Raw genomic sequence first — 18280 nt, forward strand, 5'->3', positions numbered from 1 at the left:
GCCGCCTCGCCGTGGGTCATCGAGCGAATCACCGTGATGCGATCGGCGATGTCGGCCGTGCGCGGCAGCGTGTCGGAGAATTGCACGCCGGGGATTTTCGTCGGCAGGACGCCCAGTTCGCCGCGATACTCGAGCGGGGCGAACGGCTTCGGATCGAACGAATCCTGATGCGCGATGCCGCCGGGCAGGAAGATATGAATCAGACTCTGCGCCTTGGCTTCGATTGGCGCATAATTCTTTTGGTCCGCGCGGGCCTGGCGAACCTTAAAGAAGTCGGCCAGGGTCAGCCCAGCGCCGGCGACGGCGCCCACGGTCAAGAATCCACGGCGACTGGTAGCGGGGGTCTTCATCGGGTGAACTCCAAGTTCCTGTTAACGGTGCAACGTGCCGCGCGCACATCGCCACCGGCGGTGCGCTAGGAGCGGCAGAATATCGGGCAGGTTGTTCGAGCGGCGTTAGTATGGGGGCGGGGCGTCTGGCTACTAACGCGGGTGGGGTGCGATGCTTCGGTTAACGAGCGGGCGCTCGGCGAAGCCACTAAAAGGCTAACTAACCGCCAGGGCAATTGTCAACTATCCCAGCAAAATATAAACATACGTTGATATTTTCCCAGGCATTTGAATTTCCTCCCCCAGCTTGACGGAGTCCACAGCACTTCGCGTTCCAGATTGTTTGCCGCCCTTCCCGGACATATCATGAGCCGTGGCAGTCGCCTCCCGGTTTGCTCCCTCGCGCTTTCCCACCAGGTATTTCCCCATGTCACAAGAATCCCCGTCCAACTCCGCCGACCGCACCACGCGCCGCAGCTTTGTCAAAACCACCGGGGCCGCCGCGGTCGCGGCCGGCGTGCTCGGGCCAAGCATGGTCTGGGCCGATGACAAAGCTGGCGCGAAGTTGCCCGTGATTGGCGAGGCGGACCACACCTACGAGGTCCATCACGGCTGGGGCGAGCTGCCGGATTCGATTCGCTGGGGTGAAACGCACGGGGTGGCGATTGACCAAGCCGGCCTGATTTACATCAAGCACATGGCGGTCATCGCCGAACCGGTCATGGACGCCATCGCCGTGTTCGATCCGGACGGCAAGTTCGTCCGATCCTTCGGCAAGGAATTCCACGGCGGCGGCCACGGCATTGATATCCGCAAGGAAGGGGGCGAAGAGTACCTCTATCTCTGCGACATCAAGAACCGCGTCGTCGTGAAGACGAACCTGATGGGCGAGCACGTCTGGCAGATGGACTACCCGCGCGAGGCGAATTTGTATCAGTCGCTTGATCAATTCCGCCCGACGAACATCGCGTTCCATCCGGACGGCGGGTTCTACGTCGCCGACGGTTACGGCGCCAATTACATCCACCAGTACGACGCGAATGCCAAGTGGATTCGCTCCTGGGGCGGCGAAGGGACTGAGCAAGGCAAGATGCGCACGCCGCACGGCATCTGGCTCGACAATCGCCCTGGCCGCGAGCCGTCGATCGTTGTGGCCGATCGCGCCAACGCCCGGCTGCAATACTTTACCCTCGACGGTGACTTCAAGGAAATCGTCAACGGCGTCAGCTTCCCGGCGCATTTCGATCTCCGCGGCTCGGAGCTGCTGATCCCCGATCTGCACGCGCGGTTGACGATCATGAACGACAAGAACGAAGTCATCGTCCACCTCGGCTACGACCAGGCCTGGACCGACCAGGTGCTGGACAATTTTCAAGTCCGCGGCGACGTCTCGAAATGGCAACCCGGCAAATTCATCCACCCCCACGACGCCTGCTACGACCAGGACGGCAATATCTTCGTCGTCGAATGGGTGCCGACCGGGCGCGTGACGAAACTGCGGAAGGTGAGTTAAGGAAAGTCGGAAGTCTGAATGATAAATGATGAGCGGGAGGCTTTCCGTCGCCTCTCGTTCGTCATTCGCCATTCCGCATTCATCATTCGGATCGAATCGCGCATGGACGCCTATACCAACCCACTTAAGCGCAAACTCGTCGCCGGCGAGACCGCGCTTGGCTTTTGGGTTTCGCTGGAATCGCCGTCGATTACTGAGATCGCCGCCACGCTGGGCTTCGATTGGGTGTTGATCGACGCCGAGCACGGGCAGCTCGAATACAAGGAGATCATCGAGCACCTGCGCGCGGCGCGGGGTTCGCAAACCGCGGTGTTGGTGCGGATCACCGAGATTCAGCCCGGCATCATCAAGCGCGTGCTTGATCTGGGCGCGGACGGGATCATGGTCCCGCAGGTGAATACGCCGGAAGAAGCGGCGCTCGCGGTGCGGTTGGCGAAATATCCGCCGCAAGGCATTCGCGGTCTCGGCGGCGAGCGCGCCACGCGTTGGGGCTTGAACAAGACTGAGTATCTCTCGACGGCTAATCGCGAAACGCTCGTCATCCCGATGATGGAAACCCCGGAGTCGGCGGCGAACATCGAACAGATCGCGGCCGTGCCCGGCATCGACGCCGTCTATTTCGGCCCGGGCGATTTTTCGTCGTTCTCGGGCTATCTCGGCCAATGGGAAGGCCCCGGCGTCGCGGAGCAACTCCTCGCGGTGAAAGAAAAGTTGCTCGCGCGCCACATCCCCTGCGGCATTGCCGGCACAGATCTCGCCGACGCGAAGCGCCGCGTTGAGCAGGGTTTTCGGATGATCAGCATCGGCTCCGACACCGGCGCCCTCATCGCCGCCATGAAAGCCGGCCTGCAAGCGTTCGGAAGATCTTCTTGATAGCCCCCTTTCGCTCCGCGAAAGGTAACGCCCTTTCGCGGAGCGAAAGGAGACTATGTGGGAGGCGTCTCCGACGCCGATGAAACGGACGTTGGCGATGTAATTAGCGCGATATTTAGCAGCCACGTCTTCTCCATCGGCGACGGAGTCGCCTCCCACAGTTCACTGTGAGTCCACGATCGCTTCTTGTGTTACCACGTTGTGTTACCGCGTTACGCGAACCACCCGTGCAAAAACCATCGCCCGTCGTCGCGGCGGCGATACAGCCAGGCGCGGTGGCCGCGCTCCGTCTCCACGCGGTAATAATCGCGCCGCCGCTGCGCCCCGCGCCACCAGCCTGACTCGATTCGCTCCGGCCCTTGGCTGTCGGCGATCCGATATTCCTCTCCGCGCCAGTGAAACGCGCTCGGTGCGCCGGCGTCGTTGATCGTGACCCGTAGCGACTGCCGCGACGCCGGCAATAACTCCAACGGGCGCTCCAACGGCCGCCAGGGAATCGCCGTGCCGCGCGCGGCGGATCGTCCTTCGCGTACCGCCGGCGTGGTGCGATACGAATTCTCCGGCAACGGATCCGGCGCGAGCGCGGCCCGCACGACTTGTCGATGTCCCAGCCGCCCGACCAGTCGATTGACCAACGTGGCCAATTCCCGCTTCGCCTCCGCGGAGGACGCCGACGAGGCGAACAACTCTTGTTGCCGCAGTTCCAAGCGGCCCGTTTCGGACGCCGCGACGATCACCTTCGTCACCGGCGCGCGCAGCCGGGCCTGTTCCAATCGCAGGGTGACCAGTTCGATCCAATGCCGCGCCTCGGCGCTTGGGCGGAACAAGCGCACCGCGTCGCGCCAGGGCGGTTCCGGCGGCGTTTCCAGGGAGACCGTCAAGCACATCGCCCCGAGTTGTGCCGCTTCCATCTGTTGCGCCAACTCCCGGCACAATCGCGCGACCACTTCCACGATCACCGCGTCATCGGCCACGGAATTCTCGAACTCCAGGCTGCTTTCCCAATGCTCCGTCGGCCGCACGCCGTTGAGCGCCTCGGCCCGCTGGCCGAATAGCCGGTCCAATTCCCGCATCGTCTCCGGTCCCAGCCGCGCGCTGACTCCGGCGCGCGGCAGACGTTCCAATTCCCGCACCTCGCGAATGCCCAAACGGTCGAGCGTCTGCGCGGCCTCGTCGGAGAGTTGCAATGATTCGACGGGCAAATCGAGCGCCAATGCGCGCAGTTCTCCTGGCGGCGCCCAGAGCGGTTGACCGACCGTGGCGCGGAACCTCGCCAAGGCATAGGCCGCGGCAAAGGAATCGGAAGCGGCCAGTTGCACGCGCCAACCCTGCGCGGCACATTGCTGCGCCACAGCGGCGACCAACTTTTGCTCGCCGCCAGCCAGATGCCCGACGCCGGTTATATCGAGCCAGATAGCATCGGTCCCTTCATCCGCCAGCGCCACCGTGGGACTGAACTGGTGACACCACTCCGCCAGACGTTCGAGCGCCTGGCGATCGGCCAGCGGATCGTGTTCGCGAATCAAAATCGTCTCGCGACTCTGTTGACCGCGCGTCGCCAAAGCTCGGGCCTCGGCCAGCGGCATCTCACACCGCACGCCCCGCTCGGCCAATGCCTCGGAGCATGCCACGACGACTGACCCGCGACGCCCCAATCGTCGAAACATCAGCACCGGCCGGTTTTCAACCTGCGGTTGGGCTTGCAACCAGCGTTGCAGGGGCCAGGCGGGGAACCACACGCAGAGCGCACGCCGCGCTCCCTCCGGGTCCCGCGATTCGATCCGTGAACCATTGGCCGGTGTCATGATGGATTCCTAAATGCGCAGAGCGACCGCCCCAGCCCCCGCGGGCATGCAACAGTTCGACCTGCCAGCGACGAAACTCATCTGCGGAAGGGCGCGGCTCGACCAGCAATCGAGCTTCGGCCCAGGAAGGCTCCTTCAGCGCCGCCGCGGGGCGGACCAACAATCCCAACACGCGACTCTGCTCGACTGCCAACTGCCAGCGCCGAAAAGTGGTCGCATCGAGCGTTTCCGGCCAGGCCAACACCGCCGCTACCCCGGGACAGCGCAAGGCCTGATCGGTCGCCCAGCGCGCCACATTTCCCGCCGGGCGTCGCACCCAAATCATCCGCCGCAACGGCGCTCCCAGAGCCGCCGCCGCGGGGGGATAAAACGTCCCGGCCGAATCGATTACGACCAACCATCCCTCGTCTCCACATGCCGCACGGGCCACGGCCAATGCCAGGGTCGTGGCCCCGGCTCCCGGATCCGTGGCGAACCATTCCACCAGCGAACCGGGTGAAAAACCGCCGGCCGGCAGCAAGGCGTCCAACTGCGAACAACCGCTGGACATCCCCTGCTGGGAACGCCCTGCTTCGGCGCTCTCCCAACCGCGCAGTTGCTCGGCCAGTTGAGCCACCCGTTGGCGGCGATCGCTCGGAGCGGATGCCATGACAGCTTGCTAGCGTTGTAGTGTTCGCATGTATACTACATCGGTCGCGGCGGGATCGCAAGCTGAATTTTCAAAAAGAAGTGGCGGGAGGTAGGAGAAGAGAGGAGTAAAGGAGCAGGAGAAAAGGAGTACAGGAGAGCTTTGTTTAGAACAGCTCCGCTGGCGGCTGGAGGCAATCCGGGCTGTCGTGGCGGGCGCTGTTCACGATCGGGTTCGCGGGGACGATTTCCAACTCGGGGGTGTCAATCGACGCCAGCAGCGGTTGCAACTCCTCGGGCTTGGCCGTCGGCGCGAGCCAGGTTCCGTAATCCGGCGGGGCGAGGATCACCGGCATCCGTTCGTGCAACGGGCGCAGCAGATCGTTGGCGGCCGTGGTGATGATCGTACACGACTCCACCAGGCCATCGCCGCCGCGCCAGCGTTCCCACAGCCCGGCGAACGCAAACGGCTGCTGGTCTCGCCGGCGAATATGAAACGGCAGCTTCGCGCGGCCGGACTTTTGCCACTCATAAAAGCCGTCGGCCACGATCAAACAACGCCGCTGCTTGAACGCGGCGCGGAACGACGGCTTCTCGGCGATCGTTTCGGACCGGGCGTTCATCAACTGGGCGCCGATCTTTTCGTCTTTGGCCCAGGAAGGAATCAATCCCCAACGCAACCAAACCGGCTGCCAGGCCCGCGAAGCGTCATCCGCGCGAATCGCCAGCACCTGCTGCGTGGGCGCGATGTTATACCGCGCGGCCAACTCCGCCAACTCGCGCAGGCCAAACTGCGCCACAATCACGCCGGCAGGAGAACGAAGCGTAAAACGGCCGCACATGGGGGAAGTTTTCGTTGGTCAGTTTTCGGTCTTCCCACTCCAGTCGCCAACCAAATACGGCGCTCGTCATTCATCCCGCTACACCAACATCCTCCGTCCATCGTCGAAGCTCGATTGCGCTTGCAACACAATATTCAAGGCACGGAAGGCGTCGTCGATGTTGCTGGAGTGGCGAACGAGACTGGTGACGGAGCGATAAAACTGGCCGAGCAGCAACTCGCCGACCGGGCGCTCGCTGTCGAGCGATTCGATGTGGCGCCCGGCGCGATCGAACCAAGTGAGCGTGGCCGGCAAGTCGATGAACGCGATGCCATGTTCGCAGGCAACCTGCAATGCCGCCGGCGGACGGAACGAAGTCGCCTCGTGCCAGGCGGCGGGCATGTAGCGACCGCAACTGATCTGGGCCGTGGCGAGCGGCGTGTTCGCGTCCTGACCCGCGAACTGCAGGCTCATCATCTGATAGTCGTCTTTGGCGTCCGCGGTATCCGACGCATGACGCACGCCGGTCACGGCCGTCGGGGGTCGCCCGACCACGAACGTACACCAATCGGCTAGCTCGATCAGGTCGTGCATCGCCGAATAGTGCGACACGCACGGCACGCGTGAATCGACGGGTTCGGCCGGTTGACGCACGTGGCAGAACAGCAACCGCGGCGTCCCGAGCCTGGTGGCGATCAATTCCTTGAGACGAATCGTCGCGGGGGAATGGCGCCGCGGGAATTCGGCCAAGAATGCGATGCCTGATTGCTCGACGCGATCCTTAATCCGCTTGGCCTGCTCCGGATCGAAATCGAACGAAGCGGCGCAGTAAATCGCTTTGCCGGCATCGCAGGCGGCGAGAATCGGCAACGGCCCACACCACTGTTCGGCAAGCAAAAGCAGGGCGTCGACATCGGCCCGCTCGGCGAGCGCCCGGTAACCGTCGACCGGTGTGGCGTTAAACTCCCGCGCAGCCTGTTCGGCCCGGACGGCGACCTGTTCGCAAACGGCGCGGACCTCGAAGCGATCGCTGAGCGCGCGCAATGCCGAGCGATGGCGAGATTCCCACGCTCTGCCCAGGCCGATGAGTCCAACACGCAACTTCATGCGCGGTTAACTATATCGCGAAAAGGAACGCTCGCCAACGGTGGGGACGCCAATAGTTGGCGCGCTGCGACACAGGCATTGCTGCACCTGGCTTATGGCGATTCTTCCGGCACGACTCGAGCGACCGGCTCGGCCACGGTCGCCGGAAGATGTACCGTCACCGGCCCGCTGCGGTCCGCCACCACGGCGAAGAAATCGTCCGGCGTGGCGAGCGACACGTCCTCAATCCGCGCGATCAGATCGCCACGGCGGAAACCAGCCTCCCAGGCGGGGCTGCCTTCGGCCACTTCGGTTACGGCCACGCAACCGTCACGGACCGCGGCGCCGAACTCCTCGAATACCGTGTTCCCCTGTACGGCGTTGGCGTAATCGACCGCCAAACCCCGCCAGGTTCTGGCCGGCGCCGTGACGACTCTCCAATCCCGCATGAAGAACTTCGTGAGGCGAGCCGTAAGCTCCTGGGTTCGCCCGCCGCGATGCACCGTGAGCGCCACCTCACTGCCCACGTCACGCTTGCCAATTTCCAGCATCAACTCGTCAGCGCCGGCAATCGGCTTGCCGTCGACATGTGTCACCAGATCGGTAATCTCCATGCCCGCGATCGCCGCCGGCGTTCCTTCTGAAACCCCCGCCACGAGCGCGCCGCTCAATCCGGCCGCACGATCCTCGGGACTGAGATTCTCTGGCGCGACGCCAAGCAGGCCGTACTGCACCTCCCGGCCGGGCTTCATGGTTTCCACGGCCCGGCGGAAGACGTCATCGACGGGAATCGCGAAACCCGCGTGGGCTTCATGGCCGGTCAGCGCCGCAAGGGCGGTCGTGAGGCCGATCATTTCGCCCGACAGGTTGACCAGCGGGCCGCCACTGCCGCCCAGGTCCAACCGCGTGTCGGTTTGAATGAGCGTGCCGAACTGATGCAGGCTGCCGCTCGTTTCGCCCGGCGACTCCAGCGACGGCGACGATTTTCGCCCCAAATTGCTGACGATTCCCCAACTCACGCTGGCCTGGCCGTCCCGGGCAATTGCATAAGGATTGCCCAGCGCCAACACAAGTTGGCCTTTGCGTACCGAAGCGCCGTCGCCGAACGCAATCGGCGTGAGACCCGTGGCCTCGATCCGCAGCACGGCCAGATCACTGCGCGGATCGGCACCGACGATTTTCGCCGCGTAGGTCTTGCGATCCCGCGTTGTGACCCAGTGGTCGCAGTCGGGGCGTACGACGTGATAACAGGTGACGATCAACCCTTCAGCATCGATGACCACGCCCGTGCCGAACTCATTGGGAATAAAATTCGGATCCTCCGGCTGCGGTACAGGAAGTCCCCCAAACGCGCGGCCAAAGGCGTCATCGCCACCATCGGGCGCAAATGGCCGATCCGAATTCTCACGTCGCACCCGGGCGATGCTGACCACTGACGGTTCGCAACGCGCGATGGCGTTCGCCAGCGATTGCTCGACGGACGCCAGGAAGGCCTGGCCAGAATCGCCGCCCTCCGGCGTGCCCGGCGCTGGCTCTTGCCCCAACAATGGCGTGGCTACCAACAGCCCCGTCGCCAATGCCAAGGCGCGAACGGTTCGACCGACGTTTGCTCGTAGGAGTCTCATCACCGTCATCCCCTCCGGTTATCGCCCCGCCCATTGCTGGGGCGATCCCGCTGCCAGCCCAGGCTAAGCGTCGCCCGCGTCTCCTCCGCCACTCACTGCCGCGACCAGGGTAGCGCCAGCGGCCAACACCTTCTGCTTGATCTCTTCGAGCAGCTCAGGGTTTTCTTGCAATTGCGCCTTAGTCTTGTCGCGCCCCTGGCCGAGTTGCTGCTCGCCGTAGCGGAGCCAGGCGCCCGATCGCACGACAACTTTCGCCGCGATCGCCAAATCGAGCAAGTCGCCGACCATGCTGATGCCGTGGTCGTGCATCATATCAAACTCTGCCACACGGAATGGCGGTGCGACCTTGTTTTTCACCACCTTGGCCCGCACTCGTTGCCCGACGACGTCCTCGCCCTCTTTAATCTGCCCAATCCGCCGCACGTCGATCCGGCACGAGCTGTAGAACTTGAGCGCTCGGCCGCCGGGGGTTGTTTCGGGGCTGCCGAACATGACGCCGATCTTTTCCCGGATCTGATTGATGAAGATCACGGAAGTCTTCGACTTGGAGATCGCGCCGGTCAACTTGCGCATCGCCTGGCTCATCAGCCGGGCCTGGAGGCCGACGTGGGAATCGCCAATCTCTCCTTCCAATTCCTTCTTGGGGACCAGGGCGGCCACGGAGTCGATCACAATCACGTCCACCGCGTTACTCTTGATGAGCAACTCCGTGATCTGCATGGCCTCTTCGCCGCTGCCTGGCTGGCTGACGAGGAGCGTATCCAGCTCCACGCCCAGCTTTTTCGCCCAACTGGGATCCAGGGCGTGCTCCGCGTCGACGAAGGCGGCGATCCCGTCCGCCTTTTGCGCCTGGGCGATCACATGCAACGCCAGCGTGGTCTTACCGCTCGATTCCGGACCGTAGATCTCGATAATCCGGCCGCGCGGGATGCCTTGTCCGCCCAGCGCGATATCCAATGACAGACTGCCGGTCGAAATGCCTTCGATCCGCACGGCGTAGTCTTTTCCCAGGGCCATGATGGCCCCTTCGCCAAACTCTTTTTCAATCTGGGCGACCGTATTCTTCAGCGCCGTGTTCTGATCCAGCAGCGTTTTCACCGAGTCCTTCGACTTCTTCTTGCCACCGGATTTGTCCGCGTCCTGATCGTGCTTGGGCATGCGATGATTCGTTGATTTTTGAAGAGTGACCATGAGAAAAGTCCATGCCGGTGGATTAGTGTAGAAGCCTCGTCCGCCGCACAGCAAGTAGGCTCGCCACAGCAACGGAACGCCCGTACAGTGTATCGACGTACACTTAATCATGCAAGAGTTTTTTTCTGAAACTCGCCCGACTGGGTTTTTTTGCTCGGCTCATGGGCAAAGCTGACGGCCCAAATGAAGCAGCCATAGAATCCTAATGGAATTACTATAAAATCGGTTTGACATCGCATCAACAAGCATGCATAATGCCGCTCACGGGGGGGAGAAGAGGCACGCTGGCCGATGAGAAGCCACGCGATCCGTCGCCTGGCAGCACATTCGCCGGTGCACTTCCGTCCGCTTTTCTTTTCTCATCTCTGCCGGGGTTCCTCCGGCGCAATTTGGCGGTAGGGTTCCATGAAACTCTCGCGCACGGTGGCGTATGCCTTGCAGGCGACGCTCCAGTTGGCTCAGGCCAAAACCGGTTCACCCGTCCCATGCAGTCAGCTCGCCGCTAAAGGGCACATGCCGGAGCGATTCCTGCTCCAGGTGCTACGCAGCCTGGTGACGCACGGCATTCTGCAGTCCACCCGTGGCGTCGAAGGGGGTTACACCCTGGAACGCCGCCCGGAGGACATCACGCTGCTCGAGGTCATCGAGGCAATCGATGGCCCAATGGGGGCCGCGGTGAGCTCAAACAACGAGAGCCTGCCGTCCGAAACCTTGCAGCGGCTGCAAGGCGTGATGCGGCAACTCAACGACAACATGCGGCGCGACCTGTCGGCCATCAAGCTGGCCGATCTGATCCCGAAGCACCGCACCGCCGACGCTGGGGCGGCGTAAGGTCGTTTTGAATTGGCGGCGATTGCACTCCCCGTCGTCCGAGCGCGTTCGTACAATTTCCTCCACATGTCCGCTGCTGCCGAGAGGATAACGCCGGCGGCGGTTCGGTTGTTGGATTTAGCTCGCCGGCTTGAATCGCAGGCCGACTTCGTCGAGGTATTGCGGAGCTTACGTGAAGGGCACGGGGCCACGCTGGACGGAGTCTGGGGGTCGAGCTGCGCGCTGGTCGCCGCGGCCATTGCCGAGCACGCGCCCGGGCCCCTCGTAATTGTCTGCCCGCATCCGGGCGAAGTCGACGATCTGGTCGACGACTTGGCCCTGTTCAGTCGCCGGCCGAAACTGATGTTTCCGGCCTGGGAATCTCTGCCGGACGATGATGCGGCCGTCGACGAAGTCGGCGGCGATCGGCTCCACGTGTTGAAGCAACTGGCGGCCTGGCCAACGCTTTCACAGGGCGATCGGCCGATCCTGTTGACCAGCATTCAGGCGTTGACGCATCCTGTGCCTCCAAGCGCGACCATTGCGCGGCACACGCGGCGATTGTCGCGCGGCGATGAATCACCGCTCGAAAAGTTGGTCGAATGGCTCCTCGGCCAGGGCTTTCAAAACACGACGGCTGTCGAGCTGCCCGGCGAGTTCTCCGTGCGCGGCGGCATTTTGGATTTGTTTGCGCCGGACTGGGATCATCCGGTGCGGGTCGAATTTTTCGGCGACCAGATCGAATCGCTGCGCAGTTTCGAACCGGCGACGCAGCGAAGTCTCGCGCCGGTCGATAGCGTGGAAGTCACGCTGCTGGATCGGCGCTTGCAGGAGCGCGCGCACTTTGCCGAGCACTTGCCACCGGGCAGTTGGTTCTTGTTGGTCGAGCCGCACGACCTGGAAGAGGAGGCCAAACAATATCTCGCGCGCCTGGACGACGCGCGGCAATGTTTCACTGCGCCAGAGGTGTTCGAGTCGATCTACCGCTTTCCGTCGGCGACGGCCGCAGCCGTCGCGCGCGGGTCGATGGAAACAACCTGTCAACTGAAAATCGAATCGGTCGAGCGGTTCAGCGGCGACATCGCTAAGGTGCGGCAGGAACTGGACAGCGCCGGGCAAGGTCAAGAAGTTTTCGTAGTCTGTCAGACGGAGGCCGAGGCGCGGCGGTTGACCGATGTTTTTGCCACGACGCAACTCGCCGCTTCCGGCAAACTTCATTTTCCACTGGGACGCCTGCGCGCTGGCTTTCGATTGGTCAGCGACCGCCTCGTGCTCGTGGGGGGCGGTGAACTCTTCCACCGCGAGGATGTCAATCGCCCGACGCAGCGCCGGCGGCTCGGGCGCGTGCTGGACAGCTTTCTCGACCTGCGCGAAGGGGACTATGTCGTCCATCTTTCGCATGGCATCGGCAAGTACCGCGGGCTGAAGCTGCTGGAAACGCCGTCGCAGACCGAGGAACATCTCGAAGTCGAGTTTCACGGCGGGACCAAGATTTTCGTGCCGATCACCAAGATCGGACTCGTGCAAAAATATGTCGGCGGTACCAAGACGAAGCCGACGCTGGCCCACATCGGCGGCAAAACCTGGGTCAAGCAGAAGGCGGCGGCCGAGCGCGCCGTCGTCGATATGGCCGCCGAGATGCTGGAAATGCAGGCGGCCCGCGGCGCGCGGCCGGGGATTCAATTCCGTGTCGACACCGAATGGCAACAAGAGTTTGACGCCTCGTTTCCGTACAACGAAACGCCGGACCAATTGACCGCCATCGCCGCCATGACGCTCGATATGGGCGCTACCCGGCCGATGGACCGGTTGATTTGCGGCGACGTCGGCTACGGCAAGACGGAAGTCGCCATGCGGGCGGCGTTCAAGGCGATCGACAATGGCTACCAGGTGGCCGTGCTGGTGCCGACGACCATCCTCGCCATGCAGCACCTGCGGACCTTCACGCAACGCATGGCGGAGTTTCCCTTCCAGATTGGCGCGCTGAGCCGCTTCTGCAGCGCGAAGGAAGAAAAGCAGGTGCTGGCCGGCATCGCCGACGGTTCGGTCGACATCGTGATCGGTACGCATCGCCTGGCGCAAGGCGACGTTAACTTCCAAAATCTCGGCCTGATCGTGATCGACGAGGAACAGCGTTTCGGCGTGCAGATCAAAGAGCGGTTGAAGACCTACCGGCATATCGTCGACGTGCTCACGCTCTCCGCGACGCCGATCCCGCGCACGTTGCATATGTCGCTGTTGGGCCTGCGGGACATCTCCAACTTAGAAACGCCGCCGGCCGATCGACTGGCCGTCGAAACGCGCGTCACACGATCCAGTCCCGAGTTGATTCGCCACGCCGTGTTGCGCGAACTCAATCGTGGCGGGCAGATCTTTTTTGTCCACAATCGCATTAACGATATTCATGTCCTTTACGAACGGCTCCGGCAGATCGTGCCGGAATGCCGGATCGCTATCGGTCATGGGCAGATGCCCGAAGGCAAGTTGGAAGATGTGATGCTCGACTTCGTGGCGCATCGCTTCGACATGCTGCTGGCGACGACCATCGTGGAAAGCGGCCTCGATATTCCGAACGCCAACACGATTTTCATCGACGAATCGGATCGCTACGGTCTGGCCGACCTGCACCAACTGCGCGGGCGCGTCGGGCGTTTCAAGCATCGAGCGTATTGCTACCTATTGCTGGATCCGAACAAGCACCTCACGCCGAACGCCGCCAAGCGGATGATGGCGATCGAGGAGTTCAGCGAAATGGGGGCCGGCTTCGCCATCGCCATGCGCGATCTCGAAATCCGCGGCGCCGGCAATATCCTGGGCGTCGAGCAAAGCGGTCACATCGCCACGATCGGCTATGAGCTGTACTGCGAGCTGCTCGAAAACGCCGTCCGGCGGTTGAAACAAATGGCGCCGCGGGTCACGGTCGACGTCCACCTAGAATTGCCTGGCGAAGCTTACTTGCCGCGCACCTACGTGCCGAACCATCGGCTGAAAATCGATCTCTACCGTCGCCTCGCGCGGGTTTCGGAACTGGGGGAGCTGAACGATCTCCGCGCCGAAATCCTCGACCGATTCGGTCCGTTGCCGGCCACTGTTGAGCGATTGCTTGGTTTCACTGAACTGCGCATCCTCGCGCATCAATGGCAGATTGCCTCGATTCACCTGGAAGACCCGCACGGAGTGTTGGAATACACGTCCCGCGAGGCGGTCGATCGCCTCCGGCGCGCCACCGGTGGAAGAATTCGCCCGGTGGACGGCCGCTCGGCCTACGTCACGCTCAAGTCTCCGCTGGCCGACGCCGACCGGGTGATCGCGGAATTGCAGTCGCTGTTGCGGCGACAGTCGTGATTTGGTACTTACCGCGACGATAACTAGGACTGTCTGGGCATGGGTCATTGCAGAAAAAGTGACAAGATTAGGCGCTGTTTGAAGTTTTCAGTGTTCAGTTTTCAGTAGGAGCCAAGTTCGTCCTCACTGAACACTGAAAACTTCAAACACTCACTTGAGAGCACGGAAGCTCCACCTTGAAACGCTATCCATACTCCGGTTGGACGCTGTCGATCGTGGCCGTTTGCGCGGCGACTCGCACGGGCGTCGGGCAAGAAGTACCGTCGGGCTATCCCAGCACCGGCGCGCCGCCGCCGATGATTGGCGCGCCGCCGAGCGGTTTGCCGGGTCCGCCGGTGCAACCAGTGGCGGTGTCGCGCCCCGCGGATTGGCCGGGCGGCGAAGCTTTCGGGCCGCCGCAGGATCCCTACGCTAGTAATGCGCCGACGGGCGACGTTCCCTACGATCCCAATAAGTCGCAGTTGATCGCCGGCGCGCAAGTGTTGGCGAACGTCAACTCGGAAGTGATTCTCTATAGCGAAGTCGCCGGCTTTGTGAACGACGTGCTGATCACCAATGCGGACAAAATTCCGCCGGAGCAAGTCGAAAAACAGCGCGAAATGCTGACAGCGATGCGGATGCGGCAGCTCGTCGAAACCAAGCTGCTCTTCGCCGACGCGAAACGCACCATCCGCGGGAAGAACGAAGAAGGCTGGAACAAACTCATCGAGGATGTCGGCAAGGAGTTCGAAGGGCGTGAACTGAAGCGGCAGATGAAGCGTGCCAAGGCCGGTACGCGCGCCGAGTTGGACGCCATGCTCAACAAGATGGGCACGTCGGTCGATCGCGAGAAGCGCAGCTTCGTGGAGCGCGCCATCGCCTCGCAGTGGCTGCAACAACAGACGGAATCCAACGAGGCCGAGTTGCCGCCGCAGGAATTGTGGAAATATTACGCGGACCATGTCGCGGACTATGCGTACCCGGCGGAAGTTCGCTGGGAACACCTGATGACCAAAATGGCCCGCTACGAGGAGTCGGCCTCGCGTAATCGACTGGCCATGATGGGCAATCGGGTCGTGCGCGAAGGAATTCCGCTCCCGGAAGTCGCCAAGCGCGAATCCGAAGGCCCGGACGCTTCGAGTGGCGGGCAACACGATTGGACGAAGCTGGACGATCTCGGCACGGGCGACACCCATGTCTCGGCGGAACTGCGGAATGCCTTGGAAACACTGCCCGTCGGCGGCCTGAGTCAGATTATCGAAGACAGCCAGGGCTATCACATCGTCCGCGTCCTGGAACGCAAACCTGCCGGCCGCACGCCGTTCGATGAAGTTCAGGCGAAAATCAAGGCCAAGCTGCAGCAGGACATCGGCAACAAGAAGATGGACGAATACATCGCCAAGCTCCAAAAGCACTCCACGGTCCGCACCGTCTTTGACGGCACTCCGCTGATGCAGCAACTCGTGGAACAAGAGCAGCGCCAGAAGTTGCGCTAATGCGATTTCCGTAGGTCAGGCTTTCCAGCCTGACGGGTTTGGCGGCTTTTCTTGAATGCTTGAGGTTTGTGCGTCAGGCTGGAAAGCCTGACCTACGACTGAGCCGCTGCCGCTTTCGGGGTTGATTCTTCGTCGGTCGCTTCGGGCGATTCATTGCAGCCTGCGAGGCGTTCCAGCAACTCGGCAAAATTCTGTGCCTGGTCGTGGCGGTTGAAATGGCGGACCACGTACTCGCGCGCGGAGCGTCCCATTTCTATTGCACGCTCGCGGTGCGTTTCCAAATCCACCACCGCCGCCGCCAGCGCTTTTTCGTCTCCCGGCGTGACAAACACGCCGCCGTGGGCTTTTTCGACGACATCGCGAATCACGCCGTCGATGCCGAGGATCGTGGCCCGGCCAGCGGCCATGTAATCGAAGACTTTGTTCGGATACGTCGTGCTGAACAGCTTGATGTTCTGCAACGTCGCGACGCAGGCGTCCGACGCGGCCAACAGGTCTGTCATCTCGGCCTTGGGACGAGAACCCGTGAAGGTGACGTTCGTCAACTTCGAGAGCAGCGCCAACTTCTCCAAATTCGGCCGCTCCTTGCCGTCGCCGGCCAGCAGGAAGTGAATGCGGGGATTATCGCGCAGTCGCTCCGCGGCGCCAATTATGGTGGAGATATCATTCGCCTGGCCCAGGGCGCCGGCGTAGGTCACAACGAACTTATCGCCCAGATTCCACGTCTCGCGCGTGCGCTCGCCACGCGCCTCGGGATTGAACATCGCCGGGTCGACGCCGTTGGGAATCACGGAAACCTTCGCCGCCGGAATTCCCTTCTTGAGCAAATAGTCACGATATGCCGGCGAGTTGACCAGCAAATGATCCGCCCGGGCGTAGAGGAAGCTTTCCAGCCAACGCGAGAGGCGGATCAAGATCGGGTTCTTGAGCACGCCGAGATCGATGGCAAACTCCGGCCAGAGATCGCGGATCTCCAACAGAAATGGCCGGCGCTTCAGCACCGATACGACCCAAGCCGAAAAACCTTGAAACAGCGACGGCGACGTGCCCATCACCAGGTCGATCTTGCCCGCCCGCAGCGACGCGATCACGCTGGTCGCCATGAAACTGAAGAAGGCGACGATTCGCCAGAAGTAGCTCTTGTGCAGCGAAGGGTATGTGTACGCCCGCAGGACGCGGACGCCGTCGAGGTTCTGTTCCTCGACCAGCCCGCGCTTCGAGACGGAACTTTTGCCGGTCAGGTAATTGCAATCGCTGGTGACGATGGTGAATTGATTGCCGCTCTCGACCCAATGCCGGCCCAACTCATAGTGGCGCGTGCCCCCCGGCTCATTCGGCGGCACAAAGGCCTGGTGAATGAGCAACACGTGGATCGGGGACAAGATTGATTCCGCGGAGGACATAATGGGAGGCGAGAGGTTGGAGGCGGCAGACATTAGGCGGTGCGTTCCCAACCTTGTTGGAGCATGAGCTCGACAATTCGCTGGGCCGCTTGGCCGTCGCCGTAGGGGTTGGTGTCGATCTGGCGACGGCGATATTCCTGTTCGTCGGTCAACAGCATGCTCAGGCGTTCGACGATTCGTTCCGCGGACGTGCCGACCAGTTCCACCGCACCGGCTTCGACCGCTTCGGGCCGTTCGGTGGTGTCGCGCATCACCAGCACCGGCTTGTGCAGCGACGGCGCTTCTTCTTGCACGCCGCCGGAGTCGGTCAGGATCACGCTACTGCGGTCCATCAGCCACACGAATTCCGGATAAGGCGCCGGCGGCACGAGGTGGATATTCTGGCGATCCCCCAGCACACGGTAAACCGGCCCCTGGACGTTCGGATTCAGATGCACAGGGTAAACGAATTCGACGTCGGCGAATCGATCCGCCAGCCGGGCGATCGCTCCGCAAATGGCTTCGAAGCCTGCTCCGAAATTTTCGCGGCGATGTCCGGTGATCAGCACCATCCGGCGCTCGCCTAAGTTCGCGTATTTCTTTCCCCAAGGAGCATCGTGCGAGCGTTCCCGCTGCGTCGCACACAGGAGCGCGTCGATCACCGTGTTGCCGGTTACGTGGACCGTCGCTGGATTTGTTTTCTCCGCGAGCAGCGCCTCGGCGGCTCGTTGTGTCGGCGCACAATGGAGCGCCGCGACGATGCCCGCCACGCGGCGATTGAATTCTTCCGGCCAGGGGGCCTGTAAGTCGTGCGTCCTAAGTCCGGCTTCGACATGCACAAACGGAATCCGTCGATAGAACGCGGCCACGGAGGCGGCCATCACCGTGGTCGTATCCCCTTGCCCGACGACGCAATCCGGCTGGAATCGGACAATCGCCTCGTCGATGCCGGTCAGACACCGGGCGGTCAAACTCGCGAGCGTCTGATTGGGTTGCATCAGTTCCAGGTCGAGGTCGGCCTGGATGCCGAAATAGTCGGTCACCTGGGCCAGCATTTCCTTGTGCTGCCCGGTCAGGCAGACGATCGGTTCGACGCGATCCGCGCGCCGCAGGCACTCATGCACGACCGGGGCCATTTTGATGGCCTCGGGACGCGTGCCGAAGATCAACAGAGGACGTAGTTTGCTCACGGGATATTGCGATTCGCAGTTCGTTCAGTCCGGCCGGTGGCGGGTTTAGCGCCCGTCACCGTGGTCGTGGATGGTCAAAGTTAGCCCGCCCTACCGCCAGGTCGAGCGTCCCTTTCAAGCTAAGTGAAAATTCGAAACTTGACGAGCGACCGTCGGCGCGAAGGGACCGTGCGGCCAGACGCAAAACGCTCATAATCGGTATCCTTAA

The 18280-nt window shown here is 62.4% G+C and carries 14 protein-coding genes; 5 read left to right on the top strand and 9 right to left on the bottom strand.

The features are described 5' to 3' along the window. A partial coding sequence (locus SGJ19_04255) for a DUF1501 domain-containing protein (GenBank protein ID MDZ4779447.1) occupies positions 1-350 on the bottom strand: 350 nt, incomplete at its 3' end. Positions 351-756: 406 nt separating this feature from the next. On the opposite strand from SGJ19_04255, the gene SGJ19_04260 reads away from it, so the two are divergent. Next, on the top strand, positions 757-1842 hold the full coding sequence (locus SGJ19_04260) for a twin-arginine translocation signal domain-containing protein (GenBank protein MDZ4779448.1): 1086 nt from the start codon (positions 757-759) through the stop codon (positions 1840-1842). 102 nt (positions 1843-1944) lie between these two features. Further along, positions 1945-2715: an aldolase/citrate lyase family protein gene (locus SGJ19_04265; protein MDZ4779449.1), complete on the top strand. Its 771-nt coding sequence runs from the start codon at positions 1945-1947 to the stop codon at positions 2713-2715. Positions 2716-2927: 212 nt separating this feature from the next. Here the strand turns inward: SGJ19_04265 and SGJ19_04270 are convergent, their stop codons facing one another. From SGJ19_04270 to recA, 6 genes are all read right to left on the bottom strand, one after another. After that, positions 2928-4382, bottom strand: a complete 1455-nt coding sequence (locus tag SGJ19_04270; protein ID MDZ4779450.1) for a hypothetical protein — start codon at positions 4380-4382, stop codon at positions 2928-2930. Positions 4383-4398: 16 nt separating this feature from the next. Continuing rightward, entirely contained in the window at positions 4399-5169 is a 771-nt protein-coding gene (locus SGJ19_04275; GenBank protein MDZ4779451.1) for a hypothetical protein, read from the bottom strand. Positions 5170-5314: 145 nt separating this feature from the next. Continuing rightward, entirely contained in the window at positions 5315-5989 is a 675-nt protein-coding gene (locus SGJ19_04280) for an SOS response-associated peptidase (protein ID MDZ4779452.1), read from the bottom strand. Between the two features lie 78 nt (positions 5990-6067). After that, positions 6068-7075 (bottom strand): Gfo/Idh/MocA family oxidoreductase, encoded by a 1008-nt coding sequence (locus tag SGJ19_04285; GenBank protein MDZ4779453.1) that lies wholly within the window; start codon positions 7073-7075, stop codon positions 6068-6070. Positions 7076-7167: 92 nt separating this feature from the next. Beyond that, on the bottom strand, positions 7168-8679 hold the full coding sequence (locus SGJ19_04290) for a trypsin-like peptidase domain-containing protein (protein ID MDZ4779454.1): 1512 nt from the start codon (positions 8677-8679) through the stop codon (positions 7168-7170). Between the two features lie 63 nt (positions 8680-8742). Next, entirely contained in the window at positions 8743-9837 is a 1095-nt protein-coding gene (gene recA, locus SGJ19_04295; protein ID MDZ4779455.1) for a recombinase RecA, read from the bottom strand. A 438-nt stretch (positions 9838-10275) separates the two neighbouring features. Here recA and SGJ19_04300 point away from each other — a divergent pair, with 438 nt between their 5' ends. The 3 genes from SGJ19_04300 to SGJ19_04310 all read left to right on the top strand — a co-directional run bounded on the left by SGJ19_04300 (position 10276) and on the right by SGJ19_04310 (position 15500). After that, the gene (locus SGJ19_04300) at positions 10276-10701 is read left to right on the top strand and encodes an Rrf2 family transcriptional regulator (GenBank protein ID MDZ4779456.1); all 426 of its coding nucleotides are present in this window, start codon (positions 10276-10278) and stop codon (positions 10699-10701) included. Positions 10702-10767: 66 nt separating this feature from the next. Beyond that, complete coding sequence (gene mfd, locus SGJ19_04305; protein ID MDZ4779457.1) at positions 10768-14025, top strand: transcription-repair coupling factor; 3258 nt, start codon at positions 10768-10770, stop codon at positions 14023-14025. A 176-nt stretch (positions 14026-14201) separates the two neighbouring features. Continuing rightward, positions 14202-15500: a peptidyl-prolyl cis-trans isomerase gene (locus tag SGJ19_04310; protein ID MDZ4779458.1), complete on the top strand. Its 1299-nt coding sequence runs from the start codon at positions 14202-14204 to the stop codon at positions 15498-15500. 92 nt (positions 15501-15592) lie between these two features. Here SGJ19_04310 and SGJ19_04315 read toward each other — a convergent pair whose 3' ends face one another. After that, positions 15593-16882, bottom strand: a complete 1290-nt coding sequence (locus tag SGJ19_04315; protein ID MDZ4779459.1) for a glycosyltransferase family 4 protein — start codon at positions 16880-16882, stop codon at positions 15593-15595. 53 nt (positions 16883-16935) lie between these two features. Next, a complete protein-coding gene (gene wecB, locus SGJ19_04320) occupies positions 16936-18072 on the bottom strand; it encodes a UDP-N-acetylglucosamine 2-epimerase (non-hydrolyzing) (GenBank protein ID MDZ4779460.1) in 1137 nt (378 codons plus the stop codon). Positions 18073-18280: the final 208 nt, after the last annotated feature.

The sequence above is a fragment of the Planctomycetia bacterium genome (genome assembly GCA_034440135.1).
In the GTDB taxonomy this organism is placed as follows: Bacteria; Planctomycetota; Planctomycetia; order Pirellulales; family JALHLM01; genus JALHLM01.